Here is a 25,127-nt window from a genome sequence, read left to right on the forward strand (position 1 = left end):
GAATATCGCGCTTATCCGCGGACTCCGCGGGGAAGATCAAGGCCATGAGCTATGTGGCCAGCGGAGGCGAATTCGACCGCGACACCGATTACATAACGACCCGCATCACCGCCGACGGTCGTGACGGCTATCCGGTGGAGGCGGGTCGCTACCGATTGATCGTCGCCCGGGCCTGCCCGTGGGCGAATCGCACCATCATCGTCCGGCGCCTCCTCGGGCTCGAGGACGCGCTGTCGATCGGGTTCTGCGGGCCCACCCACGACGAACGCAGCTGGACGTTCGACCTCGACCCCGACGGTGTCGATCCGGTGCTGAAGATCCCCCGGCTGCAGGACGCCTATCTCAAGCGCTTCCCCGACTATCCGAAGGGCATCACCGTCCCCGCGATCGTCGAGGTCGAGACCGGCGAGGTGGTGACCAACGACTTCCCGCAGATCACGCTGGACTTCTCGACGCAGTGGACGCAGTTGCACCGCGACGGTGCCCCGGATCTCTATCCGCAGCAGCACCGCGACGAGATCGACGAGGTCGCCCAGCGCATCTACACCGAGGTCAACAACGGCGTGTACCGCTGCGGTTTCGCCGGTTCACAGTCCGCCTACGACAGAGCCTATGACCGGTTGTTCACCGCGCTGGACTGGCTCGAGGACCGGCTGAGCACCCAGCGCTACCTCGTCGGCGACACCATCACCGAGGCCGATGTCCGGTTGTTCACCACGCTGGCTCGTTTCGATCCCGTCTACCACGGTCACTTCAAATGCAACCGCGCCAAGCTCGCGGAGATGCCTGCGCTGTGGGGCTATGCGCGGGATCTGTTCCAGACCCCGGGGTTCGGCGACACCATCGACTTCGTGCAGATCAAGCAGCACTATTACATCGTCCATGCGGACATCAATCCCACGCAGATCGTGCCGAAGGGCCCGGAGCTCGCGAATTGGCTGACCCCGCACGGCCGGGAACAGTTGGGCGGCCGGCCGTTCGGGGACGGCACGCCGCCCGGCCCGACCCGCGAGGGTGAGCGCGTCGCACCGGAGCACACCCCGCTCTAGTTCCAGAGCATGCGCACCGACCACTCCGCGTGCGGCAGTTCGAAGATCTCGCCGGTCTGATCCTGCACGAGCGTGAGCAGCTGTACCGCGATCCCGGTGAGCCGGCCGCGCTGCGGATCGACCGTCGGGATGGTGACCGCCAAGCGAGTGTCCGGCCGGTACACCGTCTGGGTCGTGTCCAACGGATCCTCGTAGACCCGCAGCAGTCGCCACGGCGCCCTGGCGATCGCCGACGGCACCGACAGCTGCACCGGGTCGCGTTCGCCGACCCGCAGTTCGCCCTGCGCGCCGGGCGCCCGACAGGCGTTGAGGTCGAGCACCTGGCAGTACTGATACGGGCCGACGACCGTGGCCACGCCCCGCGAGTATGCGCTGATCTCGGGCAGCTGCGGCTCGTGGTCGCGGGTCAACCGCCAGATCAGGGCCGCGGTGGCCGCCGTCGAGAGGACGGCCACGACGGTCAGGACCGCCAGCACCCGCCTCACTCGGGGGTCACCCGGGCGTCGACCCGGCCGGTCGGGGAAGCGGACCGCGGACCTTCCTGCTCGGCCAGCACCGGGCGGTTTCCGCCGAAGCCGGGGATCAACGATTCACCGCGATAACTCACGATCGTCTGGGCGAGTCCGAGGAACAGCACGGCCGTGATGGTAGTGAACCCGGCCCAGAGGTCGGTGTAGATGAGCACCCCGGTGGCCCCGCCGGCCACCCAGGCCAGCTGCAGCAGAGACTCCGAGCGGCCGAACGCCGAGGCCCGCGACTCCTCGGGCAGATCGTCCTGCAGGGATGCGTCCAGTGACGCCTTGGCGATGGCACTGGCGCCCGAGGTGATCAGCGTCGCGACGGCGGCCACCAGCAGATTGCCGGTCACCGCGGTCACCAGCGCCGCTGCGGTGACGGCGGTGGCGACGCGCACCACCACCCGCGCGGGATGTCCGAGGGTGAGCCGGGCAGCGGTCATGTTCCCGACGAAGTTGCCGATCGCGGCCGCCGCACCGATCAGGCCCAGGATGCGCAGCTGCTCCCATCCGCCGGCGTCGTGTGCTTTGGCCACGAACGCCGGATACAGGAACAAGAACCCCACCATGACCTTGATGGTGCAGTTGCCCCACAGCGAGGTGATGGTGTTGCGGCCCAGCGGTTGCCGGGCCCGCCCGGCACGCCTGCGCGGGTGGTCCGGCCGGCCCTGATCGCCGTCGCCGCCGTGATAGCCCAGCGTGGCCGGCACCTCCCCGGCGGTGACCTCCACCCACTTCGGGATCCGCATCGACAGCACCGCGCCGGCCGCCGACACCGCGACGATGATGTACAGCGCCCCGGGCAGGTGGAACAGGTTGAGCAGATACTCGGCGCCCGCGGCCAGACCTCCGCCCACCACGGTGCCGCCCAGTAGGCCGAAGGTGGTCAGCCGCGAATTCACCCGGACCAGATCGATGCTCGGAGGCAGCACCCGCGGCGTCACGGCGCTTCTGAGCACCGAGAACGACTTCGACAACACCATCATCCCGAGCGCACACGGGTAGAGCACCCAGGACTGGTAGCTCCCGGTGGCGCTGTCGTAGTTGGCGATCAGCAGTACCACCAGCGCAGTGCGCAACAGGAAGGAGGCGGCCAACGCGACCCGGCGGCCGTGTTGCAGCCGGTCCAGCGCCGGACCGATCAGCGGGGCGATGACGGCGAACGGCGCGATGGTGATGAGCAGGTACAGCGCCACCTTGCTCTTGCTCTCACCGCTGGCCGCGGCGAAGAACAGCGTGTTGGCCAGCGCGACGGCCATCGCGGCGTCGACGGCGAAGTTCGCCACCACCGGCCAGGTCAGCGCCGTCAGCCCGGATTTGTCGGCGCCGTCGGCTGTGGCCGCCCGGTGCACCAGGCCGTACACCCGCTCACCCATCTCCCGGCTACGGGCGGCCGCGGCCCGGGTGACGGTGATCTTCTGCTGTTCATAGGAGTAGTCGGCGTCACGCGCGCGCTCGGAGCGGTACTCGGGCGTCGGATCGGAGTCCAGGGGCGGCAGCCAGCGGTTGGAACTCGGCATCGGCCGGCCGCGCCGCCGGTGGGTGTAGCCATCGCTGGGGTAGTTGGCCATCCCCGGGTGGTCTGCACCGGCCGGTGGCCGCGGCGGGTAGTAGCGGGCGTCGCGCCGGAATTCCCCGTCGTCGCGATCTCCTGCGCGATCTCCTCCGCCGGTCACCTCCTGATTCTCCCTCATGAACCCGACAGCGGGCGGACAGCCGACCGGTGTGGCTTTCGACTGTCGCTCTGCGGCACTATGGGAGGCGATGGACAGCGTGACCGATACCGCCACGGACGTGGCACACCGCCCTGCGGAGCTCGAGGCGGTCCTGCTGGGTGCCGCCGATCAGGCGCGCGCGGCGCTGGCCGAGTCCAGCGGGCAGGACAGCGTCGGGGAGTACCTCGGGGCCACGTTCGAGGACCCGACCTCGGCGACGCACCGGTTCCTGGCCGATCTGCCGGGCTACCGCGGCTGGCAGTGGGCCGTCGTCGTGGCCGCCTACCCCGGCTCCGACCACGCCACGATCAGCGAGATCGCGCTGGTGCCGGGACCGACGGCGCTGCTGGCGCCCAAGTGGGTGCCGTGGGAGGAGCGGGTGCGCCCCGGCGACCTCGGCCCCGGCGACCTGCTCGCCCCGCAATCGGAGGACCCCCGCCTGGTTCCGGCGTATCTGGCCGGCGACGACCCCCAGGTCGAGGAGGTCGCGGCCGAATTGGGCTTCGGCCGGCGGCAGGTGCTCAGCCGGTGGGGTCGCACCGAGGCCGCCCAACGCTGGCACGACGGCGAGTTCGGCCCCGGTTCGGCGATGGCCCGCTTCACCAAACGGGTGTGCCGCGACTGCGGCTTCTATCTGCCGCTGTCCGGGTCGCTCGGCGTGCTGTTCGGCGTCTGCGCCAACGAGATGTCCGCCGACGGGCACGTCGTCGAATCCGAATACGGCTGTGGCGCGCACTCCGATACCCCGGCGCCGCAAGGCACGGGTTCGCCGCTGTACGACCCGTACGACGACGGTGTCGTCGAGGTGGCCGAGCGCGATTAGCGCTCCGCGGCGGCCTTGATCTTGCGCAGCGACTCGTTCATCCCGGCCACCAGTTCCTCTTCGAAGCTCGGCACCCCGCCGAACAGCGCGTTGACGGTCATCGTCGAGACGGCCTTGACGCCGCCGGTCGCATCGCGCGTCTCGGTCAGTCGGGTACCGGTCGCGGTGGGCTCGAGTTCGTAGCTCCACACGGTGTTGTTGGCGTTCACCCGGAACGCGATCTTCTTCTCCGGCACCAGGTCGGTGATCGTGCAGGTGGTGGGCCAGAACAGCGGGCCGCGCTTGTTCAGGTTGACCGTCCGGGTGCCCGGGCGCACCGGGCCCAGCGGCTTCATGACGCGGCACTGGGGGCTCCACTGGGGCATGCGGTTGAGGTCTGACACCAGTGACCACACCGTCGCCGCCGGGGCGTCGATGTCGATCTGTGCGTGCAGTAACGGTGCGGCCATGGCTCCTCCTCGGGAGACGGTCGGGTGGGGTGGGTCAGCGCAGCCCGCTCTGTGCGCCGCGGGCGCCGCGGCGCGCCGCGTGTCGCTGCCACAGGAAGGTCGTGGTGCCCAGCACCCCGATGCCCAGGCCCGCGACGGTGAACGGGCGCCAGGTGTGCAGCGCGCCGACGGTGAAGGCGAGCACCGTGGCGAACAGCCAGCCGGTGGCGATCACCAGGATGACCGGCCACGGCTCGAGCAGCGCCGCGGGCAGCGCGGGCGGTTGCGGTGTGGCGCCGTGGTGACGGTGATCGTCGGTCATCGTGGGCCAACCTAGCGGATCGAAAGTCAGCCAAACGAACGATCGCGTCTTTTGCCCTGGGTAGTATTTGCCTCGTGGTGGACACCGACGCTCGACTGGCCAGTGACCTGTCGCTCGCGGTGATCCGGCTGGCACGCCAATTGCGGTTCCGGCGTGCCGAATCGCCGATCTCGCTGTCCCAGCTGTCGGCGCTGTCGACTCTGGCCAAAGAGGGTGCGATGACTCCCGGTGCGTTAGCTGAGCGGGAACGGGTCCGGCCGCCGTCGATGACGAGGGTGATCGCGTCGCTGGTCGAACTGGGCTACGTCGCACGCAGCGCCCATCCCGACGACGGTCGCCAGGTGCTGGTGTCGGTGTCGCAGGCGGGCGCCGACCTCATCGAAGCGGAGAAGCGGGCCAGCCAGGAGTGGCTGAAACGTCGGCTCGAGCGGCTCGACCCCGAGCAGCGCCGGACATTGCTGACGGCGGCCGATCTGATGACCGCGATCGTCGATCAGAGCGCGTGAGCCGGCCCGTCACCGTCGTCGACGTCGACGACCCGGCCGACCCACGTCTGGACGACTTCCGGGATCTGAACAGCATCGACCGGCGCCCGGATCTCCCGACCGGCAAGGGTCTGGTGATCGCCGAGGGCGTTCTGGTGGTCGAACGCATGGTGGCGTCCAGATTCACCCCGCGGGCCCTGCTCGGCACCGACCGCCGGCTGACCGAGCTGGGCGGAGTGCTCGACGGGGTGGACGCCCCGTTCTATCGGGCGAGCGCCGAGGTGATGGCCGAGGTGGTCGGTTTCCACCTCAACCGCGGGGTGCTCGCCTCGGCGTCACGGCCGGCCGAACTCGAGGTGGCGCAGATCCTCGACGGGGCCCGCACGGTGGCGGTTCTGGAAGGGGTCAACGACCACGAGAACCTGGGCTCGATCTTCCGCAACGCCGCCGGCCTCGATGTCGACGCGATCATGTTCGGGGCCGGCTGCGCGGACCCGCTGTACCGGCGGGCGGTCCGGGTGTCGATGGGCCACGCCCTCCTGGTGCCCTTCGCCCGCTCGATCGCCTGGCCAGAAGAGCTGAAAGCGGTGAAGGACAACGGGTTTCGACTCCTCGCCATGACCCCTGATGCGGCGGCCGAGACATTGGCCGACGCCGTGCCGAGGCTGCGTGGCGAGAAGGTGGCGATCCTCGTCGGCGCGGAGGGGCCCGGTCTGACCGAGCGGGCGATGTGGGCCAGCGATGTCCGGGTACGCATTCCGATGTCGCGAGGCACCGATTCGCTCAACGTGGCGACGGCCGCGGCGCTGGCGTTCTACGAGCGAGCCAGGACGGGTCCGACGGGCAGCGGGGGAGAGGGTGGCCGGTGACCGACGAATCCACGCCCTGGGGAACGGGCTTGACGGTGGCCGCGCTGGTGGCCGCCGTCATCGGGGCCGCCGTCGTCGTCCTGAGTGTGGGATTGATCCGGGTGCATCCGCTGCTGGCGGTCGGCCTGAACCTGGTGGCCGTCGGCGGGCTGGCCCCGACGGTGTGGGGGTGGCGCCACCGGCCGGTGTGGCGGTGGTTCGTGCTCGGCGGCGCAGTCGGCGTGGCCGCCGGCTGGATCGCGCTGCTGGCGCTCGCCGCCGGCGGGGTCGTCTAACGACGGATCAACGCTGCCCGCTGGAGCGGACGCCCAGCAGCACATCCTCCCACGCGGGCACCGTCGGCTTGGCCTTGCGGGCGCGGGCCGGCTTGGCCGCCGGAACCTCGTCTTCGGCCACCGGCTCGGGGGACGGCGTGGGCGCCGGTACCGGGGATGGAGCGGGGGCGGGCGCAGGTGCGGGCGCGGGGGCCGGCTCGTCGAAGTCCAGCTGAGCCACCGGCGCGACCGGGCGCAACTGCCGGGCGAAGTGCGGGTCGATCAGGTCGGCGGCCGCCTCGTCGAACGCGGTGACCGTGCCGCCATGGGCACCCGGGACGTAGCGGAAATGCGCGACGTTGTCCGAACGGCCGGCCTTCCACGCCAGCTGCACCGTCCAGCGGCCATCCTCGTTGCGCCAGGCGTCCCAGGTCGTCGCATCGGGGTCGAGGCCGCGTGCGACCAGCGCCGTGGTGATCGTCTCCAGGAGGGTGAGTACCGCCGGGCCGTCGGCGAGCACCGGATGCGCCGCGGTGGCGAGTTCCGCGGCGCGTGAGCGTTCGAGCAGCACCGGGTGGGCGAAGCGCTCGACCCGCTCGATCGGCACCCCCGAGGCGTTGGCGACCTGCTCGACCGAGGCGCCGGCACGGATCTTGGACTGGATCTCCCGGGGACGAAGCACGCTGTGGACCTCGACATCCATCATGGTTTGGTTGTCTGCCCGGCTGGACCCCGCCCGGTCGCCACGCACGGCCGCACGCAATCGGTCGTCGTGACGCAGCAGGAACTTCTCGCCGGAGTCGGCCTCGCAGACGATGCGTTTGCCGTCGACATCCAATCCGACGACCTTGAGTTCCCGCACACCGACCTCCTCCGGGCTCAAGCCGGCGCGAGGCGCGGCCCGATCAAGAGCCGACCCTACTGCGTTATCTGCCCGTTACCGTGCTGACACGCGGCACTCGGGTCAGAGTCGTTCCACCACCCAGTCCACGCAGGCGGTCAGCGCGGTGACGTCCTCGGGGTCCACCGCGGCGAACATGGCGACGCGCAATTGGTTGCGGCCGAGCTTGCGGTACGGCTCGGTATCGACGATCCCGTTGGCGCGCAACACCTTTGCCACCGCAGCCGCATCGACCTCGTCGGAGAAGTCGATGGTGCCGACGACCTGTGAGCGCAGGGCGGGGTCGGTGACGAACGGGGTGACATACGCCGACGCCTCGGCCCAGGAGTACAGCCGCTCCGACGAGTCGGCGGTGCGGCCGACCGCCCAGTCCAGCCCGCCGTTGCCGTTGAGCCAGTCCAGCTGTTCGGCGAGCAGCACCAGCGTGCCGATCGCGGGGGTGTTGTAGGTCTGGTTCTTGGTGCTGTTGTCCACGGCGATCGGCAGCGACAGGAAGTCGGGCACCCAGCGGCCCGAGGCGCCGATGGCGTCGATGCGAGCCAGCGCGGCGGGGGAGACCACGGCCAGCCACAGCCCGCCGTCGCCGGCGAAATTCTTCTGCGGTGCGAAGTAGTAGGCGTCGGCCTGACTGATGTCGACCGGCAGGCCACCGGCGCCGGACGTCGCGTCGATGACGATCAGGGCGTCCCCGGCGCCGTCGGGCCGTTGCACGGGGACCGACACACCCGTCGAGGTCTCGTTGTGTGCCCAGGCGATGACGTCGACGGAGGGATCGGATTGCGGCGACGGGGCGCTGCCCGGGTCGGCCTTGACGACGATCGGATCCCCGACGAAGGGGTTCTTGGCCACCGCGGAGGCGAATTTGGCGCTGAACTCCCCGTAGGTCAGGTGCAGCGAGCGCTGATCGATCAGCCCGAACGCCGCGGCGTCCCAGAAGGCGGTGGAGCCACCGTTACCCAGGATGACGTCGTAGCCCTCGGGCACGGAGAACAGCGTCTTGATGCCGTCGCGCACTCGACCCACGAGGTTCTTCACCGGCGCCTGGCGATGGGAGGTGCCGAACAGGTCGCTCGCCGCGGACAGGGCGGCGAGCTGTTCGGGGCGCACCTTCGAGGGCCCGGACCCGAAACGTCCGTCGCGGGGTTTGAGGTCGGCGGGAATCGTGAGGTCGGCCATGCCCTCAGCCTAGATGCCGCGGATGACGGCGGACGCGGTCAGTCCTCAGCAAACTCTCAAAGACCTCATGGACTTTTACCCGATACCTGCGGTACTGTGTACAGCAGACCGGTGAATGTAAACCACGTCGGGAGGCCCTCAAATGGCTCGCACACGCATGGTCCGCCGCTGGCGCCGCAACATGGAGATCGGCGACGGTCCCGAAGACCGCGCATACGTCGACACTCTGACGACCCTCTCGGAGGGGTCGGTGCGCCGCAACTTCAACCCCTACACCGACATCGACTGGAGCTCCCCGGAGTTCGCGGTCACCGACCACGACGAACGGTGGATCCTGCCGGGCACCGATCCGATCGGCCGGCACCCCTGGTATCGCGCGCAGCCGGTGCAGCGGCAGATCGAGATCGGCCGCTGGCGGCAGGCCAACGTCGCCAAGGTGGGCCTGCAGTTCGAGATCATCCTGATCCGCGGCCTGACCAACTACGCGTTCTGGGTGCCCAACGGCTCACCGGAGTACCGGTACTGCATGCACGAGACGGTCGAAGAGTGCAACCACACCATGATGTTCCAGGAGATGGTGAACCGCATCGGCGCCGACGTTCCCGGTATGCCGCGGATGCTGCGCTGGCTGTCGCCGTTCATCCCGCTGGTGGCCGGTCCGCTGCCGATCCCGTTCTTCTTCGGGGTGCTCGCCGGCGAGGAGCCGATCGACCACACCCAGAAGAACGTGTTGCGCGAAGGCAAGTCGATCCACCCGATCATGGAGCGCGTGATGGCCATCCATGTCGCCGAGGAGGCGCGGCACATCTCGTTCGCCCACGAATACCTGCGCAAGCGGTTGCCGCACCTGCCCAAGCGTCAGCGGTTCTTCCTGTCGCTGTACGTGCCGGTGGTCATGCGCGTGTTGTGCCAGGCGATCATCAAGCCGCCGCGTAGCTTCTGGAAGGAATTCGACATTCCGCGGTCGGTGCGCAAGGAGCTGTTCTTCCAGGCGCCCGAGTCGCGGCAGTTCCTGCGGGACATGTTCGGCGATGTGCGGATGCTCTGCCACGAGACCGGGTTGATGAACCCGCTGGCAAAGCTGATGTGGCGGATCTGCCGAATCGACGGCAGGCCCAGCCGCTACCGCAGTGAGCCGCACCGGCAGCACGTCGTGCCGGCCGCCTGACCAGAGGACGCCCGCCGGTGCCCCATGTGATCACCCAGTCCTGTTGCAGCGACGGGTCGTGCGTCTACGCCTGCCCGGTGAACTGCATCCACCCCTCGCCGGACGAACCGGGCTTCGCCACGGCGGAGATGCTGTACATCGATCCCGCATCCTGCGTCGACTGTGGTGCGTGCGTGAGCGCGTGCCCGGTCGGCGCGATCGCCCCCGAGTCGAAGCTGACCGTGGACCAATTGCCGTTCGTCGAACTCAACGCCGCGTTCTACCCCGAGCGCCGCGCCGACGAGAAGGTGCCGCCCACCTCGAAGCTGGCGCCGGTACTGGAGGCCCCGGTGGTGCACCAGCGGCCGGGCGGGCCGCTGACCGTCGCCATCGTCGGTAGCGGTCCCGCAGCGATGTACGCCGCCGACGAGCTGCTCACCCAACGCGGGGTGCGGGTCTCCATGTTCGAGCGGCTGCCCACGCCCTATGGGCTGGTCCGCGCCGGGGTGGCGCCGGATCATCAGAGCACCAAACGGGTGACCCGGTTGTTCGACCGGATCACCGGCAAGCGGAATCTGCACCTCTATCTCAATGTCGAGGTCGGCACCGACATCACCCACTCCGATCTGCTGGCCCACCATCACGCCGTGCTGTATGCGGTGGGGGCGCCGAACGACCGCCGGCTCGACGTCCCCGGTATGGGCACCGCGGGAACCGGCACCGCGACCGAGATCGTCGCCTGGTTCAACGGTCATCCCGACTTCGCCGACCTGCCGGTCGACCTGACCCACCGCCGGGCCGTCGTCATCGGCAACGGCAATGTCGCGCTCGACGTCGCGCGTGTCCTGACCACCGATCCCGACGTCCTCTCGCGGACCGACATCGCCGATCACGCCCTGACGGCGCTTCGCGGCTCACACGTCGAGGAGGTCGTGATCGCCGCCCGCCGCGGTCCGTCCGACTCGGCGTTCACACTGCCCGAGCTGATCGGGCTGACCGCGGCCTGCGAGGTCGTGCTCGATGCGGCCGACCACGAACTGGTGCGCCGCGACCTCGAGGCCGACACCGACGCACTGACGCGCAACAAGTTGCAGATCCTGACCGAACTCGGCGACGCCGAGGCCCCGATCACGGGCCCACGCATCCGGCTGGCCTACCGGCTGACGCCCCAACGGATCACCGGCGGCGACCGGGCCGACGGGGTGGAGTTCACCGTCACGGGCACCGATGAGGTCCGCCAACTCGCCGCCGGTCTGGTGCTCACGTCCATCGGCTATCGCGGCAAGCCCGTGGACGGTCTGCCGTTCGACGACACCACCGCCACCGTGCCCAACGACGGCGGCCGGGTGGTCGGCCCGCAAGGCGATCCGGTCGCCGGCAGCTATGTGGCGGGCTGGATCAAACGTGGGCCGTCCGGCTTCATCGGCACCAACAAGTCGTGCGCCGCCGAAACCGTGCACGCGCTGGTCGACGACTACAACGCCGGAGCGCTAGCGGCGCCCGCCGGTACCGGCGGGATCGGTGCGCTGGTGCGCACCCGCCGACCCGACCTCGTCGACGCCGCGGGCTGGCGAGCCATCGACGCAGCCGAGATCGCGCGCGGGGGCGGGGACCGCCCGCGCAACAAGTTCACCTCGATCGCCGAGATGCTCGCCGCCGCGGATGCCGCCCCGTCCCCGCCGCTCGGGCGCCGGTTGCTGGCCGGATTGCTCCGCTGACCCGGACTACTGCGCCTGCATGGCGGCCTGCACCTCCTCGATGGGGACGGTGCGGACCGGCTGGCCGAGTGACCAGATGTGGCCGAACGGATCTTTCAGCACGCCGTAGCGATCGCCCCAGAACTGCTCCTCGACGGGCATCACCACGGTCGCGCCCGCGTCGACCGCCCGCTGGAACCAGCCGTCGACGTCGGTGACCTGCAGGTGGATGGTCACCGGTGAGCCGCCGAGAGCCTTCGGCGTCATCGATGCGTCGGCACACATCTCGGGGAAGTCGTCGTTGAGCATCACCATCGAGCCGTTGATATCGAGCGCGGCGTGCACCAGCCGGCCGTCCGGACCCGGCACGCGGCCGTATTCGGACGCGCCGAACGCCGCTACGTAGAAGTCGATGGCCGCGGCGGCGTTGTCGACGACGAGATGCGGGGCGATGAACGGGGTCACTTCAGGTGCCATGAGGCCTCCTTCTCGAGCGGATGTCACCGATGCTGACCCATGGCACCGACAAATCTCATCGGCGGACCGTGAGCGATCGCGGTCGTCGGCGTCAATTTTTTCCGAAAGGCCGCGGCTCGCGGAGCCGAGCGCGTATAGCAGAAGCCATGGCAGCGCGGGCCCGCGTCGGGTGCATCGGCGTGTTCGGGATCGCGCTGGGGATCGGCGTGCTGACCGGTGCACCGGCGGCCGGTGCCGACACCGACCCCGACACCGCCGGCGGCGTCACGCGCGGTGCGGAGTCGGCAGAACCGGCCGGCCCCACGCGTCCGGCGCGCGGCGCGACGACACCACCGGAGCGGCGCGACGCCCGCGTGTTGCACGCCGCGGCACGGGCCGCCGAGGCCGCCGCCGCCGAACCCGAGCGCCCGGCGGTCCGGGCGGTGGCCGACGCCCGCCGGGCCGGCACCCGCGCACAGACCTATCCGGTCATCCGATCGTCCGCCGTGCCGGAAGAGCCGCCGCAACCGGCCGGCCGCGTCGCGCCGACCGAGCGGGTGGGTCGCGAGCTGTTCAACGAGACGCCCCGGATCACCTACGACCCGGCCCGCAACACGCAGAGCGTCGACGATGCCGGCGATGTGGTGGTCACCGGCCGCCTCGACGTCGACGATCCGGATGGAGATGCGCTCACCTACGTCGTCGGCCGGCCCCGCAACGGCGGCACCGTGGCGATCGACGGCACCGGCGCGTTCACCTACCGCCCGTTGAACGCGATGGCCGCCGTCGGCGGAACCGACGAGTTCACCGTCGTGGTCAGTGACGAGGCGGCGGCGCCGCATGGGCACGGACCCGCGGGCCTGCTGCAACTCCTGCCGATCATCGGCAGTCTCATCGTCCCGGGCGGCGGACATCGCGCCGTGGCGACCGTCACCGTCACCGTCACTCCGGTCGCGGATCGTGACCTCGGCTTCCCCGCCGGGTTCCGCTGGGGCGTCGCGCATTCCGGATTCCAGGCCGAAGGCGGACCCGGATCGCCCGTCGATCCGAACTCCGACTGGTACCGGTGGGTGCACGATCCGTTCAACCAACTCTTCGGCCTGACCCACGGCGTTCCCGAGAACGGGCCCGGTGCCTACGTCAGCTACGGCACCGATGCCGCTCTGGCCCGTGACGTGTTGGGAATGAACACGTTCCGCATGGGTATCGAGTGGAGTCGGCTGTTTCCCACCTCCACCGCGGCGATCGACGTCACCGACGAGGGCGGCACCGTCAGTCTGGCCGACCTGCAGGCGATGGACGCCCTCGCCGACCAGGGTCAGGTCATGCACTACCGCGAGGTCTTCACCTCGCTGCGTGCGCAAGGACTCGAACCGCTGGTGACCGTCAACCACTTCACCCTGCCGCTGTGGATCCATGATCCGCTGGCGTCGCGGTGGCTGGTCCAGTTCGGGCTACCGGCACTTCGCGCCGGCTGGCTGTCCTCGTCCACCGCGGTCGAATTCGGCAAGTACGCGGCGTACGTCGCCTGGAAATACGGCGATCAGGTGGACAACTGGGCCACCATCAACGAGCCGTTCGCGCCGGTGCTCACCGAGCTGCTGGCCATCCCCGGTCTGGTCCCGGCCTGGCCGCCGGGGGTGTTGCGGCCCGACCTCGCCTCGACGCTGCTGGTCAACCAGGCCCGCGGACACGTCGCGGCTTACGACGCGATCCATCTGTGGGACACCGTCTCTGCCACACCGGGGCAGCCGGCGGCGTTCGTCGGGTTCACCAACAACATGATCCCCGCCCGTCCGGCCGATCCGCGCAACCCCCTCGACGACGAGGCCGCCGACGCGTGGAACGCCTTCTACAACCGCTGGTTCCCCAACGCGGTCATCGACGGCTGGGTGGACGCGAATTTCGACGGCAAGAAGACCTCCGACGAAATGCACGCCGACTTCGTCGGCAAGGCTGACTTCCTGGGCGTGCAGTACTACGGATCGCAACCGATGCAGGGCTTCGGCCTGGCACCGATCCCCGGATTCCCGTTCCTGCGCGGGCTTCCCGTGCGCTGCGATCCCTCACCCACCTGCAGCGACTTCAATCAGCCCACCGACCCCGGTGGTTTCCGGGAGGTGCTCGAACTCGCCGCATCCTATGGAAAGCCGTTGTGGGTCACCGAGAACGGCATCGCCGACTCGCAGGACGCGAAGCGGCCGTCGTATCTGGTCAGCCATATCGCGGTGGTCCAGGATCTCGTGGCCCACGGGATGGACATCCGCGGCTACACCTATTGGTCGTTCGTCGACAACCTCGAGTGGTCCGAGGGTTACGACCTGCAATTCGGTCTGTACGGCTCCGATCCGGACACGCCCGAGCTCGAACGCATCCCGAAGCCGGCCAGTATCGCGGCGATCAGTCAGATCACCAGGGCCAACGGATTGCCGATCCCGTTGCTGCAGTGGTTCATCCCGCACCTGCCCGGCTAGCTCAGACGATGCTGAATCCGGCGGGCAGGGTGAGGCGACCGGTGAGTCCGAGCAGCAGTACCTCGCCCTGCCCGGAGGCCACGGCGACCTGGCCCGCCAACTCCACCGCGGCGGCCAGGACGTCGGCCGGCGGGGTGTGGGTGACCCCGGCTGCCCGGGCGATGTCCAATCCGTGCACTGCCAGTTCGAAGGTGCGGGTCGGCAGGTAGGTGCTCAACCGGATGCCCAGTCCGCCGATCACCTCGATGAGGGGGTCACCCGCGGTCCGGGCGTCGGCCAGTGCCGTATCGACCAGACGCTCGACGGTGCCGGCGGGATCGTCGCCGAGGTCACGGCCGGCCTGGCGGCCGCGTTCGGCGACGGAGGCCGGGTCGATACCGAGTGCCGCGGGGGTGATCCGCAGGTAGTACTCGGCCGGTGTGGTGACGTCCTCGCGAACCGCACGTGTCCTCAGATAGGTGGTGACGGTGGTCAGCGAGCGCGACGTGTGGCCGACCAGCGCGCGCAGATCCCAGTCACCCAGTCCGGGTCCATCCCAGCCGGCCGCGGGCAGCGACGCCACCAGGCGCGCGAAACTGTGTGCTGCCGAGGCGTATTCGGCGAGGCCGGTGATGGTCACGAGGTCTTGACGCGGTCCCAGCCCCGGACCGATTCCGCGCTGCGCGGTTCGGGTCCGACGTAGACCGCCGACGGGCGGACCAACTTGCCGAGGCGCTTCTGTTCCAGAATGTGCGCACACCATCCCGCGGTGCGGCCACAGGTGAACATCGCGGGCATCATTGACGGCGGCACCTCGGCGAAGTCCAGGATCACCGCCGCCCAGAACTCGACGTTGGTCTCGATCGGCCGGTCGGGCCGGCGCTCGCGTAATTCGGCGAGTGCGGCCTGCTCGAGCGCCGCGGCCACCTCGTAGCGCGGCGCCCCGAGGCGTTCGGCGGTCGCCCGCAGCACCCGCGCCCGCGGATCCTCGGCACGGTAGACCCGGTGGCCGAAACCCATCAGTTTGTCCTTGCGGTCGAGGATGTCCCTGACCACCGTGCGGGCGTCGCCGCTGCGTTCGACCTCTTCGATCATCGGCAGGACCCGGGCCGGGGCCCCGCCGTGCAGCGGTCCGCTCATCGCGCCCACCGCCCCCGACAGTGCGGCGGCCACGTCGGCTCCGGTGGACGCGATCACCCGGGCGGTGAAGGTGGAGGCGTTCATGCCGTGTTCGGCGGCCGAGACCCAGTAGGCGTCGATCGCCTCGACGTGCCGCGGATCCGGGTCGCCCTTCCATCGGGTCATGAATCGTGCTGTCACGGTGGCGCATTCGTCGATCGCGCGTTGCGGCACCGCGGGCTGGTGGATCCCGCGCGCCGACTGGGCGACGTAGGACAGCGCCATCACCGACGCACGGGCCAGCTGGCCGCGGGCGGTGGTGTCGTCGATGTCGAGCAGCGGCCGGTAACCCCAGATCGGGGCCAGCATCGCCAGGCCGGCCTGGACGTCGACGCGGACATCTCCACTGTGGATGGGCAGCGGGAACGGTTCGGCGGGGGTCAGACCGTCACCGAACTGCCCGTCGACCAGCAGCGACCACACGTCGCCGAAGGTCACCCGGCGTCCGACGAGTTCCTCGATGTCCACCCCGCGGTAGCGCAGGGCGCCGCCGTCCTTGTCGGGCTCGGCGATCTCGGTGGTGAACGCCACCACGCCCTCCAGCCCCGCCACGAAATCCGTCGGTACCGGCGATGACGTCTCGGTCATGGGGGGATTCTCGCACCCGGGCGGCCGGCGGGCAGTACCGGTCGGTGACCGCGAGACGAACGCCGGGCGTAGCGTTGGCGCGGTGACGGAGCTCGAGAACGAGCACTTGGCGACCATGCGGGTGGAGTACGGATCGGTGGAGAAGGACGGCAGCCCCGACCTGGACGCCGACTGGGTGTCCGACGGCTGGGTGGTATTGCTGACCAGGTGGCTGGCCGACGCTGAGCAGGCGGGGTTGTCCGAACCCAACGCGATCGTCGTCGGCACCGTGGACGGCGCGGGACGACCGGTGACCCGCACGGTGTTGTGCAAGAACGTGGACGACGACGGCATCACCTTCTTCACCAACTACGACTCGGCCAAGGCGCACGACATCGCGGGTACGCCGTACGCCTCGGCGACATTTCCGTGGTACGCCCTCGGCCGGCAGGTGCATGTCCGCGGCGCGGTGCGCAAGGTGTCGGCCGAGGCGACGGCGACCTACTGGTCGACGCGGCCCCGGGGCTCCCAGCTGGGTGCATGGGCCTCGTACCAGTCCCAGCCGATCGCCTCGCGTGCGGCGCTGCTCGAGCAGCTGGCCGAGGTCACCGACCGCTTCGCCGGCGCGGAGGTTCCGGTACCCCCCAACTGGGGCGGTTATCTGATCGCACCCGAGGTGGTGGAGTTCTGGCAGGGCCGGGCGAACCGGGTCCACAACAGGATCTGCGTGACGGGCGGCCGCGTCGAGCGGCTGCAGCCGTAGGTGGCCAGAGGGCTCCTCGCCGACACCACACCGCTGCGGACGCCGGACTTCCGCCGGCTCTGGATCGCCGGCATCCCGACGGTCATCGGTGCCAACCTGACCATCTTCGCGGTCCCGGTGCAGCTCTACGCGTTGACGCAGAGCTCCGCCTACGTGGGTCTGGCCGGGGTGTTCGCGGTGGTGCCGCTGATCGTGTTCGGGCTCTGGGGCGGCGCGCTGGCCGATGCGATGGACCGGCGCGTGCTGCTGATCGTCGCGTCGTGCGGCTTGGCGCTGGCCTCGGTGCTGCTCTGGCTGCAGGCCGCACTCGGGTTGAACAACGTCTGGCTGGTGTTGTGCCTGCTGTCGGTGCAGCAGGCGTTCTATGCCGTGAACTCGCCGACCCGGTCCGCCGCGATACCGCGCATGGTGCCCGAAGACCAACTGCCGGCAGCCAATTCGCTGAACATGACGGTGTTCCAGTTCGGCGCGATCGTCGGGCCGCTGCTGGCCGGTGTGCTGCTGCACTGGGTCGATCTGTCCGCGCTCTACCTGATCGACGCCATCACCACCATCGTGCCCATCTGGGCCACCTTCCGGCTGGCGCCCATGCCCCCGACCGCCACCGATGCCGCCGCGAGGTTCGGTCTGACCGCCGTGCTCGACGGGTTTCGCTATCTCGCCGGCAACCGGGTGGTGCTGATGTCGTTCGTCGTCGACCTCATCGCGATGATCTTCGGCATGCCGCGAGCGCTGTTCCCGCAGATCGCCCACGAGAGCTTCGGGGGACCGGTCGAGGGCGGCACGGTGATCGCACTGCTGGCCGCCGCGATGTCGGTGGGTGCAGTTGCGGGCGGGGTGTTCTCCGGTTGGTTACCGCGGGTGCGCCGACAGGGCGGCGCGGTGGTGGGAGCCATTGTGGTGTGGGGACTGGCGATGGTCGGCTTCGGCGTGGCGTGCGGCTTCGCCGGCGGACACACCGGCGTGCTGCTGTGGGTGGCGCTGGTGTTTCTGGCCGTCGGCGGTGCGGCCGACATGGTGTCGTCCGCCTTCCGGTCGACGATTCTGCAGCAGGCGGCCTCCGACGACGTCCGCGGCCGGCTGCAGGGGGTGTTCGTGGTCGTGGTGGCCGGTGGGCCGCGGGTCGCCGATGTCGCGCACGGCGCGGCCGCCGCCGCGGTCGGGACCACGCTGGCCGCTGCCGGTGGCGGCGGGCTGGTGGTGGTGGGTGTCCTGGTCGCCGTCGCCCTGGCCCCGGTCTTCCTGCGCTACCGGGTCGAGCCGGTGAAAGTGCCGGAAAGCGACAAAAGGTGACTCCCGGCGATATGCGCACAACGCCATAACTGCCCTGGGTGCCGCTCGGGCGGGTTAGCATCCGACCCGTGGCTGAAGGCGTCGGCGCACCGGACATCGGCTTGCGGGAACGCAAGAAGCGCCGGACGCGCGCCACCCTCGTCGACGCCGCCATCGAATTGTGCGCCCGGCAGGGCTACGAACACACCACCGTCGAACAGATCGCCGCGCAGGCCGACGTCTCACCGCGGACGTTCAGCCGCTACTTCGCCTCCAAGGAGGCGGTTCTGCTGACTCTGCTCGACGACTTCGCCGCGGCGGTGGCCGACCGGCTGGCAGCGTTGCCTGCCGAGATGTCCCCACTCGAGGCGCTGTACCGATCGCATGTCGACGTCCTGCGCGCGGTCACCGCGCTCGACAACCCGAATCTTTCCCCCGACCGGATCGCCACCATGCTGCGGATCCTCAACTCCACCGAGTCGCTGCGGTTGGCCGCCGCGGAGTTCCGGTCGGACGGGGTGCTCGAGGCGCTGGCCGCCAGAATGGGTCTGCAGGCCGGCGACCGCACCGTGCGCATCGCGCTGGCCGTCTCCTCCAGCGTCATCGCCACCGCTTGCTATGACCTGATCGACGACGTCGACGGACAGCCGCTGGGACCGGATCTGATGGCCGATCGCATCGACGACAGCTTCCGGCGGTTGCTCTCCGTCACCGCTGAACTGCCGCGGTCACGACCGTAAGGTGGTGCGGTGATCGACGACGCACCGGATCTCGGTCTCCGTGAACGCAAGAAGCGTCGGACCCGCACGACGCTGATCGACGTCGCCGCGGATCTGTGCGTCCGGCAGGGATACGACAACACGACCGTGGAGCAGATCGCCTCCGCGGCGGAGGTTTCCAGCCGCACCTTCAATCGGTACTTCCCCAGCAAGGAGTCGGTGATCGCGGCGTTCGCCGACGAGATCGACGAGGACATGGCGACGGTGCTGGCCCGGCAGCCGTCGGATATCGGTGAACTCGAGGCTCTGCTGCGCACCCAACTCGAGATCTTCGCTCCCGACGCGCCCAACGGACCCGGCGCGTTCAACCGGATGGCGGTGCTCATCGCGATCGTCAACGCGTCCAGCACCTTCAACACCGCGGCGTTCTCCTTCACCCCCGAGCCGGCCGACAAGTCTACGGTCGGGGTGCTCGCGCGGCGGATGGGACTACCGGCCGACGCTCCGGCCGTACGCCTGCTCGCCGACACCTGGACGCTGTTGTTCGCGACGTCGTTCCGGGGTATGGGTGTGCCCGGCGGAGACCCGATCGAGCCCGAGGTGCTGTGCCGGCGGCTACGCGAGACATACGCGCTGTTCACCCGGTTGTCCTCGCCATGGGAGTCCGGTGGTTCACCCCCGCGGGCGGTGCGCGACAATAGCGACTACCTTCGGTGAAGGGGGTCCCCCCTCGCCCTGTCGACCAGCTCAGAAGGGATTCCCGTGGCCGAAAACTCGTCCAGCGCGGCGGAGCACGCCACTCTCAACTACCCGGGTGGCGAGATCGAACTGGATATCGTCCCGGCGACTGAGGGCGCCGACGGCATCGCGCTGGGTTCGCTGTTGGCCAAGAGCGGTTACACCACCTTCGACAGCGGTTTCGTCAATACCTCGTCGACCAAGAGCGCCATCACCTACATCGACGGTGAGGCCGGCATCCTGCGCTACCGGGGTTACCCGATCGAGCAGCTGGCCGAGAAGTCGACTTTCATCGAGGTCAGCTATCTGCTGATCTACGGCGAACTACCCACGCCGGAGGAACTGGAGAAGTTCACCACCTCGATCCAGCGCCACACCCTGCTGCACGAGGATCTCAAGCGGTTCTTCGACGGCTTCCCGCGCAACGCGCATCCGATGCCGGTGCTCTCCAGCGCGGTCAACGCGCTGAGCGCCTACTACCAGGACTCGCTGGATCCGATGGATCACGAGCAGGTCGAACTGTCGACCATCCGGCTGCTGGCGAAGATGCCGACGATCGCGGCGTACGCCTACAAGAAGTCGGCCGGTCAGCCGTTCCTGTACCCGGACAACTCGCTGACGCTGGTGGAGAACTTCCTGCGGATGACGTTCGGCTTCCCGGCCGAACCGTATGAGGTGGATCCGGAGGTCGTCCGGGCGCTGGACATGCTGTTGATCCTGCACGCCGACCACGAGCAGAACTGCTCCACCTCGACGGTGCGCCTCGTCGGCAGCTCGCAGGCCAACCTGTTCACCTCGATCTCCGGCGGCATCAACGCGCTGTGGGGCCCGCTGCACGGCGGCGCCAACCAGGCCGTGCTCGAGATGTTGACCAAGATCCGCGACGGTGACGACGACGTGCAGACCTTCGTCAAGAAGGTGAAGAACCGCGAGGACGGCGTGAAGCTCATGGGCTTCGGTCACCGCGTCTACAAGAACTACGACCCGCGCGCCCGCATCGTCAAGGAGCAGGCCGACAAGATCCTCGGCAAGCTCGGCGTCGAGGACGAGCTGCTCGACATCGCCAAGCAGCTCGAAGAGGTCGCGCTGACCGACGACTTCTTCGTCGAGCGCAAGCTCTACCCGAACGTCGACTTCTACACCGGCGTCATCTATCGCGCGATGGGCTTCCCGACCCGGATGTTCACCGTGTTGTTCGCGCTCGGCCGGCTGCCCGGCTGGATCGCGCACTGGCGCGAGATGCACTCCGAGCCGGGCCGCATCGGCCGTCCGCGCCAGATCTACACCGGATACACCGAACGCGATTACGTCGACGCGGGTAGCCGCTGAGCAGACGCAAAAGGCCCGCGCACCCGGTGTGTCGCGGGCCTTTTGCGTCTGCTCGGTCACATCGCCTTGCCACCTGACAGTTGTAGTTTCACAATAGTTAGGTGATCGATGCTGTCGGTATGAGCGCGCGCCGCAAGGCCATCATCCTGGTGTCCTGCTGTCTGAGCCTGCTGATCGTGTCGATGGACGCGACCATCGTCAACGTGGCGATCCCCAGCATCCGGTCCGATCTGGGCGCGAGCGCATCGCAGATGCAGTGGGTCATCGACATCTACACCCTGGTGCTGGCGTCGCTGTTGCTGCTGTCCGGGGCGACCGCTGATCGCATCGGCCGTCGTCGCACCTTCCACATCGGCCTGGCCGTGTTCGCCGTCGGATCGCTGCTGTGCAGCCTTGCGCCCAGCATCGAGATGTTGATCGCGGCACGGTTCCTGCAGGCCGTCGGCGGCTCGATGCTGAACCCGGTGGCCATGTCGATCATCACGCAGGTGTTCACCGGCCGGGTGGAACGAGCCCGGGCCATCGGTGTCTGGGGCGGGGTGGTCGGGATCTCGATGGCGCTGGGTCCGATCGTCGGTGGCGTGCTCATCGAATACGTCGACTGGCGCGCGGTGTTCTGGATCAACCTGCCGATCTGCGCGCTGGCAATCCTGCTGACCGCGGTCTACGTCCCCGAATCCCGCTCGGTCGGCATGCGCGACGTCGACCCGGTCGGCCAGGCACTCGGTATGGCGTTCCTGTTCGGTCTGGTGACGGTGCTCATCGAGGGGCCGGGGCTGGGCTGGGGCAGCCCAGTCGTCATCGCGATCGCGGTCGCCGCGGTGCTGGCGCTCGCCGCGTTCCTGCGCTACGAGGCCCGCCGCCGCGACCCGTTCATCGACCTGCGGTTCTTCCGGAGCATCCCGTTCGCCTCGGCGACGGTCATTGCGGTCTGCGCCTTCGCGGCCTGGGGGGCGTTCCTGTTCATGATGTCGCTCTACCTGCAGGGGGAGCGGGGCTTCTCGGCGGTCCACACCGGGCTGATCTACCTGCCGGTGGCGGTCGGTGCGCTCATCTTCTCGCCGCTGTCGGGCCGCCTGGTCGGACGTTTCGGCGCCCGGCCCTCGCTGCTGGTGGCGGGGACGCTGATCACCGCGGCGACGCTGATGCTCACCGGCCTGAGCGCCACGACGCCGGTGTGGTGGCTGCTCATCGTGTTCGCGGTGTTCGGGATCGGCTTCTCGATGGTCAACGCCCCGATTACCAACGCGGCGGTCAGCGGGATGCCCACCGACCGGGCCGGCGCGGCCTCGGCGATCGCCTCGACGAGCCGTCAGGTCGGCGTGAGCCTCGGCGTCGCCCTGTGCGGTTCGGTGGCCGGCGCGGCGCTGGCCGGCGAAGGCGTCGACTTCGCGGTCGCGGCACGCCCGCTGTGGCTGGTGTTCACCGGCTTCGGCCTGCTCGTCTTCGCGCTCGGCGTGCTCTCGACGTCCCGGCGCGGACTACGGTCGGCCGAACGACTCGCACCGCTGGTGGCCGCCGGGGATGCGGCACGGGATTCCGGGCGCGTCCGTGCCGCGTGAACAGCTCGCCGACGAGGTCTGGCAGGCGCTGGCCGCGCTGGTGATCGACAACCGGGACAGCTGGCGGCGGGCGGTGGTCGAGCGAACCGGGTTACCGTTCAGCCGGATTCGGGTGCTGCGACGGCTGGCCGCCCAACCGCTGACCGTGACACAGCTCGCCGCCGCGGCGACCATGGACGCGCCCGCAACGACCGTCGCGGTCAACGATCTGGAGTCGCGTGGCCTGGTGGTCCGTCAGACCGATCCGGCCAATCGGCGCTGCAAGACCGTGTCGCTGACCGAGCAGGGGCGCACCGTGCTGGACGGCATCGCCGCCATCCACGATCCGGCGCCGCAGGTGTTCGCCCGCCTCGACGAGGCGGATCTGCAGGCGTTGCGTGCGGTGCTGGCGAAACTGGCCGGCCCACCCTCGGCGAAATAGCATTCCTGGTCGTCAAGCGCGGCGTGTGGTAGCCGGGAATGCTCTTTCGCGGAGCCGGCCGTCAGACCCGGGTCAGCGTGACGTTGTAGAGGCGCACCCCGGCGTCGCTGGGCAGGATGTCGACGAACGTCGGCACGTCGCGGATCGCATCACCCTTGGCGATGATGTTCTGCCCCACTTCGATGGCGCATGGAAAAGCGTTGCAGCGCAACCAGAACCCCGGTGCACTCTGATACGGCGGCATGCTGGGGGCCTGGTCGACGCGATAGTGCCCGGGCGGGATGAAGGTGGTCACCCAGCCCTGGGACGCCTGGGTGTCGACACCGAACAGCCCGTTGCTGCCGTAACTGGGACCGGCGCTCGCGGGCGGTGCCAGCACGATCCCGGCCAGGACGGCACCGGCGGCGGCAACCGCGAAGGGGGCGTTCACGCTCGCGAGCCTAGCAACGCGCCCGCGTCAGCTCTCGAGAACGGCCATCGCCGCATTGTGCCCGCCGATCCCCGACACCGCACCGCCGCGGCGCGCCGACGAACCGCACCGCAGGATGCGGTCGTGGTGGGTGGCGACGCCCCACCGCTGCGCCGGCGTCTCCAGCGGGTCGTCGTCCTCGGCGAAGGGCCACTGCAGATCGCCGTGGAAGATGTGCCCGCCGGTCATGGCCAGGCCGTGCTCGAGGTCGGCGGTGGTCTTGGTCTCGATGCACAGCCGGCCCGCCGCGTCCTCCATCACGACATCCTGAATCGGTTCGGCGAGAACGGAATTCAACGAATGCAGGGCTGCTGAGGTGAGGGTGTTGCGCATCCGGTCCTGGTCGTGGCCGGTCAGCAGGGCGTGGGGGGTGTGCAACCCGAAGACGGTCAGCGTGTGCGCGCCCGCCGCGCGCAGCCGATCGGAGAGGATCGACGGATCGGTCAGCGAATGACAGTAGATCTCGCAGGGCAGGGGGGCGGGCACCGCGCCGGCGGCGGCCTGCTCGTAGGCACCGTCGAGTTGGCTCAGCGTCTCGTTGATGTGGAACGTGCCGCCGAACGCCTGCTCGGCGGTCACCGTGTCGTCGCGCAGCCTCGGCAGTCTGCGCAACATCAGATTGACCTTTACCTGCGAGCCGGCCGGCGGCACCGGAGCGGCCTCGCCGAGCAGCCGGGCCAGGACCGCGGGGCCGACGCCGGCCAGCACGATCTGCGCACCGATGCGGTGCGCCACGCCGTCGACGCGATAACTCACCTCCCCGTCGGGGGTGATGGCCTCGACCTCGGCGCCGGTGACGATCTCCGCACCGAACCCGGCGGCGGCCGCCGCGAGTGCACCGCTGACCGCACCCATGCCGCCGACCGGCACGTTCCAGTCGCCGTTCCCGCCGCCGATGAGGTGGTAGAGCAGGCAGATGTTCTGCCGGAGCGACGGGTCGTCGGTGCGGGCGAACGTCCCGATCAGGGCGTCGGTGGCCATCACTCCCCGCACCAGGTCGTTGTCGACCGCAGCGGTGATGGCCTCGGCGATCGGCCGCTCGGTCAGCGCCCGCCATGCCGCTTCGGCCTCGGGGCCGGCGTCCGCCGCCTGACGCTGGACGTCGGCACGCGTCATCAGCGGTGCTGTCAGCGTCGGCCACAGCCGCTCGGTGAGCAGCTGGAATCGGCGGTAGAACTCGGCGAAACCGGCCTCGTCGGCGGCCGCACCGATCGCGGCGAAGGTGTTGTGCGGTCCGATGAGCAGACCGGTGTGGCCGCCCGTCGCCGGGTCGGGGGTGTAGGACGAACAGCGACGCCGAGTGAGGCGGATGCGGGCGCCGAGGTCGTCGACGATGCGTCTGGGCAGCAGGCTGACCAGGTAGGAGTACCTCGACAACCGGGCGTCGACGCCGTCGAATGCGTGCGCCGACACCGCGGCCCCGCCGACGTGGTCCAATCGCTCCAACACGCGGACCCGACGGCCGGCGCGCGCCAGGTAGGCCGCCGCGACCAGGCCGTTGTGCCCGCCGCCGACGACGATGGCGTCGAACACCCCGCTCAGTTCAGGTAGCCCTCGACCTCGCTGGCCGGACGCACCTCGGCCTCCCGGGGATCCTTTCCGCTCTCCCGCAGCGCGCGCCGCTGACGTAACAGATCCCAGCACTGGTCGAGCGCGACCTCCACCGCACGCAGCCGCTGGTGCTCTTCGCTCTGGTCGATCTCGTGATGCTGCAGTTCGTCGCGCAGCTTCTGCTCTTCGGCGACGAGCTTGTTCACCTGTTCGAGAATGTCTTCATCCTTTGCCACGGGACCAGTCTGCCCGACTTCCGGCCTGGTC

Annotated in this window: 27 protein-coding genes; 15 read left to right on the plus strand and 12 right to left on the minus strand. The window is 69.4% G+C overall.

The annotated features are described in order from the left end of the window. Window positions 1-44: 44 nt before the first annotated feature. Window positions 45-1,049: a glutathione S-transferase family protein gene (locus ACN27E_RS22290; protein WP_422744776.1), complete on the plus strand. Its 1,005-nt coding sequence runs from the start codon at window positions 45-47 to the stop codon at window positions 1,047-1,049. Here the strand turns inward: ACN27E_RS22290 and ACN27E_RS22295 are convergent. Continuing rightward, a complete protein-coding gene (locus ACN27E_RS22295; RefSeq protein WP_422744778.1) occupies window positions 1,046-1,534 on the minus strand; it encodes a DUF2771 domain-containing protein in 489 nt (162 codons plus the stop codon). The two genes, ACN27E_RS22290 and ACN27E_RS22295, sit on opposite strands and share 4 nt — an antisense overlap. Next, a complete protein-coding gene (locus ACN27E_RS22300) occupies window positions 1,531-3,258 on the minus strand; it encodes an MFS transporter (RefSeq protein WP_422744780.1) in 1,728 nt (575 codons plus the stop codon). The genes ACN27E_RS22295 and ACN27E_RS22300 overlap by 4 nt, the downstream gene beginning before the upstream one ends. A 70-nt stretch (window positions 3,259-3,328) precedes the next feature. On the opposite strand from ACN27E_RS22300, the gene ACN27E_RS22305 reads away from it, so the two are divergent. After that, a complete protein-coding gene (locus ACN27E_RS22305) occupies window positions 3,329-4,102 on the plus strand; it encodes a DUF3027 domain-containing protein (RefSeq protein ID WP_422744781.1) in 774 nt (257 codons plus the stop codon). On the opposite strand, the gene ACN27E_RS22310 is transcribed toward ACN27E_RS22305, so the two are convergent. Then, complete coding sequence (locus ACN27E_RS22310; RefSeq protein ID WP_422744783.1) at window positions 4,099-4,551, minus strand: SRPBCC family protein; 453 nt, start codon at window positions 4,549-4,551, stop codon at window positions 4,099-4,101. The genes ACN27E_RS22305 and ACN27E_RS22310 overlap by 4 nt on opposite strands. Window positions 4,552-4,585: 34 nt before the next feature. Continuing rightward, window positions 4,586-4,852, minus strand: a complete 267-nt coding sequence (locus tag ACN27E_RS22315; protein WP_422744785.1) for a DUF2530 domain-containing protein — start codon at window positions 4,850-4,852, stop codon at window positions 4,586-4,588. Between the two features lie 74 nt (window positions 4,853-4,926). On the opposite strand from ACN27E_RS22315, the gene ACN27E_RS22320 reads away from it, so the two are divergent. The 3 genes from ACN27E_RS22320 to ACN27E_RS22330 are packed head-to-tail and all read left to right on the plus strand — an operon-like array spanning window position 4,927 to window position 6,481. After that, window positions 4,927-5,358 (plus strand): MarR family winged helix-turn-helix transcriptional regulator, encoded by a 432-nt coding sequence (locus tag ACN27E_RS22320; protein ID WP_422744787.1) that lies wholly within the window; start codon window positions 4,927-4,929, stop codon window positions 5,356-5,358. Then, window positions 5,355-6,206: a TrmH family RNA methyltransferase gene (locus ACN27E_RS22325; RefSeq protein WP_422744788.1), complete on the plus strand. Its 852-nt coding sequence runs from the start codon at window positions 5,355-5,357 to the stop codon at window positions 6,204-6,206. The genes ACN27E_RS22320 and ACN27E_RS22325 overlap by 4 nt, the downstream gene beginning before the upstream one ends. Beyond that, the gene (locus ACN27E_RS22330) at window positions 6,203-6,481 is read left to right on the plus strand and encodes a DUF2537 domain-containing protein (protein ID WP_422744790.1); all 279 of its coding nucleotides are present in this window, start codon (window positions 6,203-6,205) and stop codon (window positions 6,479-6,481) included. The genes ACN27E_RS22325 and ACN27E_RS22330 overlap by 4 nt, the downstream gene beginning before the upstream one ends. 7 nt (window positions 6,482-6,488) lie before the next feature. Here ACN27E_RS22330 and sepH read toward each other — a convergent pair whose 3' ends face one another. Together sepH and serC are read right to left on the minus strand one after the other, a co-directional pair. Continuing rightward, window positions 6,489-7,322 (minus strand): septation protein SepH, encoded by an 834-nt coding sequence (gene sepH, locus ACN27E_RS22335; protein ID WP_422744791.1) that lies wholly within the window; start codon window positions 7,320-7,322, stop codon window positions 6,489-6,491. Window positions 7,323-7,424: 102 nt separating this feature from the next. Beyond that, window positions 7,425-8,537 carry a phosphoserine transaminase gene (gene serC / locus ACN27E_RS22340; RefSeq protein ID WP_422744793.1) on the minus strand — a complete coding sequence of 371 codons (1,113 nt, stop codon included), beginning with the start codon at window positions 8,535-8,537 and terminating at the stop codon, window positions 7,425-7,427. A 142-nt stretch (window positions 8,538-8,679) separates the two neighbouring features. On the opposite strand from serC, the gene ACN27E_RS22345 reads away from it, so the two are divergent. Together ACN27E_RS22345 and ACN27E_RS22350 are read left to right on the plus strand one after the other, a co-directional pair. After that, the gene (locus ACN27E_RS22345; RefSeq protein WP_422744795.1) at window positions 8,680-9,705 is read left to right on the plus strand and encodes an AurF N-oxygenase family protein; all 1,026 of its coding nucleotides are present in this window, start codon (window positions 8,680-8,682) and stop codon (window positions 9,703-9,705) included. A gap of 17 nt (window positions 9,706-9,722) precedes the next feature. Next, the gene (locus tag ACN27E_RS22350; RefSeq protein WP_422744797.1) at window positions 9,723-11,402 is read left to right on the plus strand and encodes an FAD-dependent oxidoreductase; all 1,680 of its coding nucleotides are present in this window, start codon (window positions 9,723-9,725) and stop codon (window positions 11,400-11,402) included. A gap of 6 nt (window positions 11,403-11,408) precedes the next feature. On the opposite strand, the gene ACN27E_RS22355 is transcribed toward ACN27E_RS22350, so the two are convergent. Further along, complete coding sequence (locus ACN27E_RS22355; RefSeq protein ID WP_422744799.1) at window positions 11,409-11,858, minus strand: VOC family protein; 450 nt, start codon at window positions 11,856-11,858, stop codon at window positions 11,409-11,411. A 146-nt stretch (window positions 11,859-12,004) separates the two neighbouring features. Between ACN27E_RS22355 and ACN27E_RS22360 the strand changes: the two genes are divergently transcribed. Then, the gene (locus ACN27E_RS22360; protein WP_422744801.1) at window positions 12,005-14,311 is read left to right on the plus strand and encodes a family 1 glycosylhydrolase; all 2,307 of its coding nucleotides are present in this window, start codon (window positions 12,005-12,007) and stop codon (window positions 14,309-14,311) included. A gap of 1 nt (window position 14,312) precedes the next feature. On the opposite strand, the gene ACN27E_RS22365 is transcribed toward ACN27E_RS22360, so the two are convergent. Next, window positions 14,313-14,930 (minus strand): maleylpyruvate isomerase N-terminal domain-containing protein, encoded by a 618-nt coding sequence (locus tag ACN27E_RS22365; RefSeq protein WP_422744803.1) that lies wholly within the window; start codon window positions 14,928-14,930, stop codon window positions 14,313-14,315. Continuing rightward, on the minus strand, window positions 14,927-16,057 hold the full coding sequence (locus tag ACN27E_RS22370; protein ID WP_422744805.1) for a citrate synthase 2: 1,131 nt from the start codon (window positions 16,055-16,057) through the stop codon (window positions 14,927-14,929). Before ACN27E_RS22370 ends, ACN27E_RS22365 begins: the two co-directional genes overlap by 4 nt. A gap of 82 nt (window positions 16,058-16,139) precedes the next feature. Between ACN27E_RS22370 and pdxH the strand changes: the two genes are divergently transcribed. The 7 genes from pdxH (at window position 16,140) to ACN27E_RS22405 (ending at window position 22,840) form a co-directional block, all read left to right on the plus strand. After that, the gene (pdxH, locus tag ACN27E_RS22375; RefSeq protein ID WP_422744807.1) at window positions 16,140-16,799 is read left to right on the plus strand and encodes a pyridoxamine 5'-phosphate oxidase; all 660 of its coding nucleotides are present in this window, start codon (window positions 16,140-16,142) and stop codon (window positions 16,797-16,799) included. Then, complete coding sequence (locus ACN27E_RS22380; protein ID WP_422744809.1) at window positions 16,800-18,092, plus strand: MFS transporter; 1,293 nt, start codon at window positions 16,800-16,802, stop codon at window positions 18,090-18,092. 68 nt (window positions 18,093-18,160) lie between these two features. After that, window positions 18,161-18,811 (plus strand): TetR/AcrR family transcriptional regulator, encoded by a 651-nt coding sequence (locus ACN27E_RS22385; RefSeq protein ID WP_422744811.1) that lies wholly within the window; start codon window positions 18,161-18,163, stop codon window positions 18,809-18,811. A 9-nt stretch (window positions 18,812-18,820) separates the two neighbouring features. Further along, a complete protein-coding gene (locus ACN27E_RS22390; protein WP_422744813.1) occupies window positions 18,821-19,507 on the plus strand; it encodes a TetR family transcriptional regulator in 687 nt (228 codons plus the stop codon). 45 nt (window positions 19,508-19,552) lie between these two features. Beyond that, complete coding sequence (locus ACN27E_RS22395; protein WP_422744815.1) at window positions 19,553-20,857, plus strand: citrate synthase; 1,305 nt, start codon at window positions 19,553-19,555, stop codon at window positions 20,855-20,857. A 119-nt stretch (window positions 20,858-20,976) separates the two neighbouring features. Next, window positions 20,977-22,419 carry a DHA2 family efflux MFS transporter permease subunit gene (locus ACN27E_RS22400; protein ID WP_422750062.1) on the plus strand — a complete coding sequence of 481 codons (1,443 nt, stop codon included), beginning with the start codon at window positions 20,977-20,979 and terminating at the stop codon, window positions 22,417-22,419. After that, a complete protein-coding gene (locus ACN27E_RS22405; protein ID WP_422744817.1) occupies window positions 22,409-22,840 on the plus strand; it encodes a MarR family winged helix-turn-helix transcriptional regulator in 432 nt (143 codons plus the stop codon). Before ACN27E_RS22400 ends, ACN27E_RS22405 begins: the two co-directional genes overlap by 11 nt. 61 nt (window positions 22,841-22,901) lie before the next feature. On the opposite strand, the gene ACN27E_RS22410 is transcribed toward ACN27E_RS22405, so the two are convergent. From ACN27E_RS22410 to ACN27E_RS22420, 3 genes are read right to left on the minus strand one after another with little or no spacing between them, the layout of a single operon-like run. Then, window positions 22,902-23,270, minus strand: a complete 369-nt coding sequence (locus tag ACN27E_RS22410) for a hypothetical protein (RefSeq protein WP_422744819.1) — start codon at window positions 23,268-23,270, stop codon at window positions 22,902-22,904. Between the two features lie 27 nt (window positions 23,271-23,297). Next, complete coding sequence (locus ACN27E_RS22415; RefSeq protein WP_422744821.1) at window positions 23,298-24,842, minus strand: phytoene desaturase family protein; 1,545 nt, start codon at window positions 24,840-24,842, stop codon at window positions 23,298-23,300. A 5-nt stretch (window positions 24,843-24,847) separates the two neighbouring features. Beyond that, window positions 24,848-25,096, minus strand: a complete 249-nt coding sequence (locus tag ACN27E_RS22420) for a DUF2630 family protein (RefSeq protein ID WP_422744822.1) — start codon at window positions 25,094-25,096, stop codon at window positions 24,848-24,850. Window positions 25,097-25,127 lie beyond the last annotated feature (31 nt).

This window comes from Mycobacterium sp. WMMD1722 (assembly GCF_049315205.1).
Taxonomy (GTDB): domain Bacteria; phylum Actinomycetota; class Actinomycetes; order Mycobacteriales; family Mycobacteriaceae; genus Mycobacterium.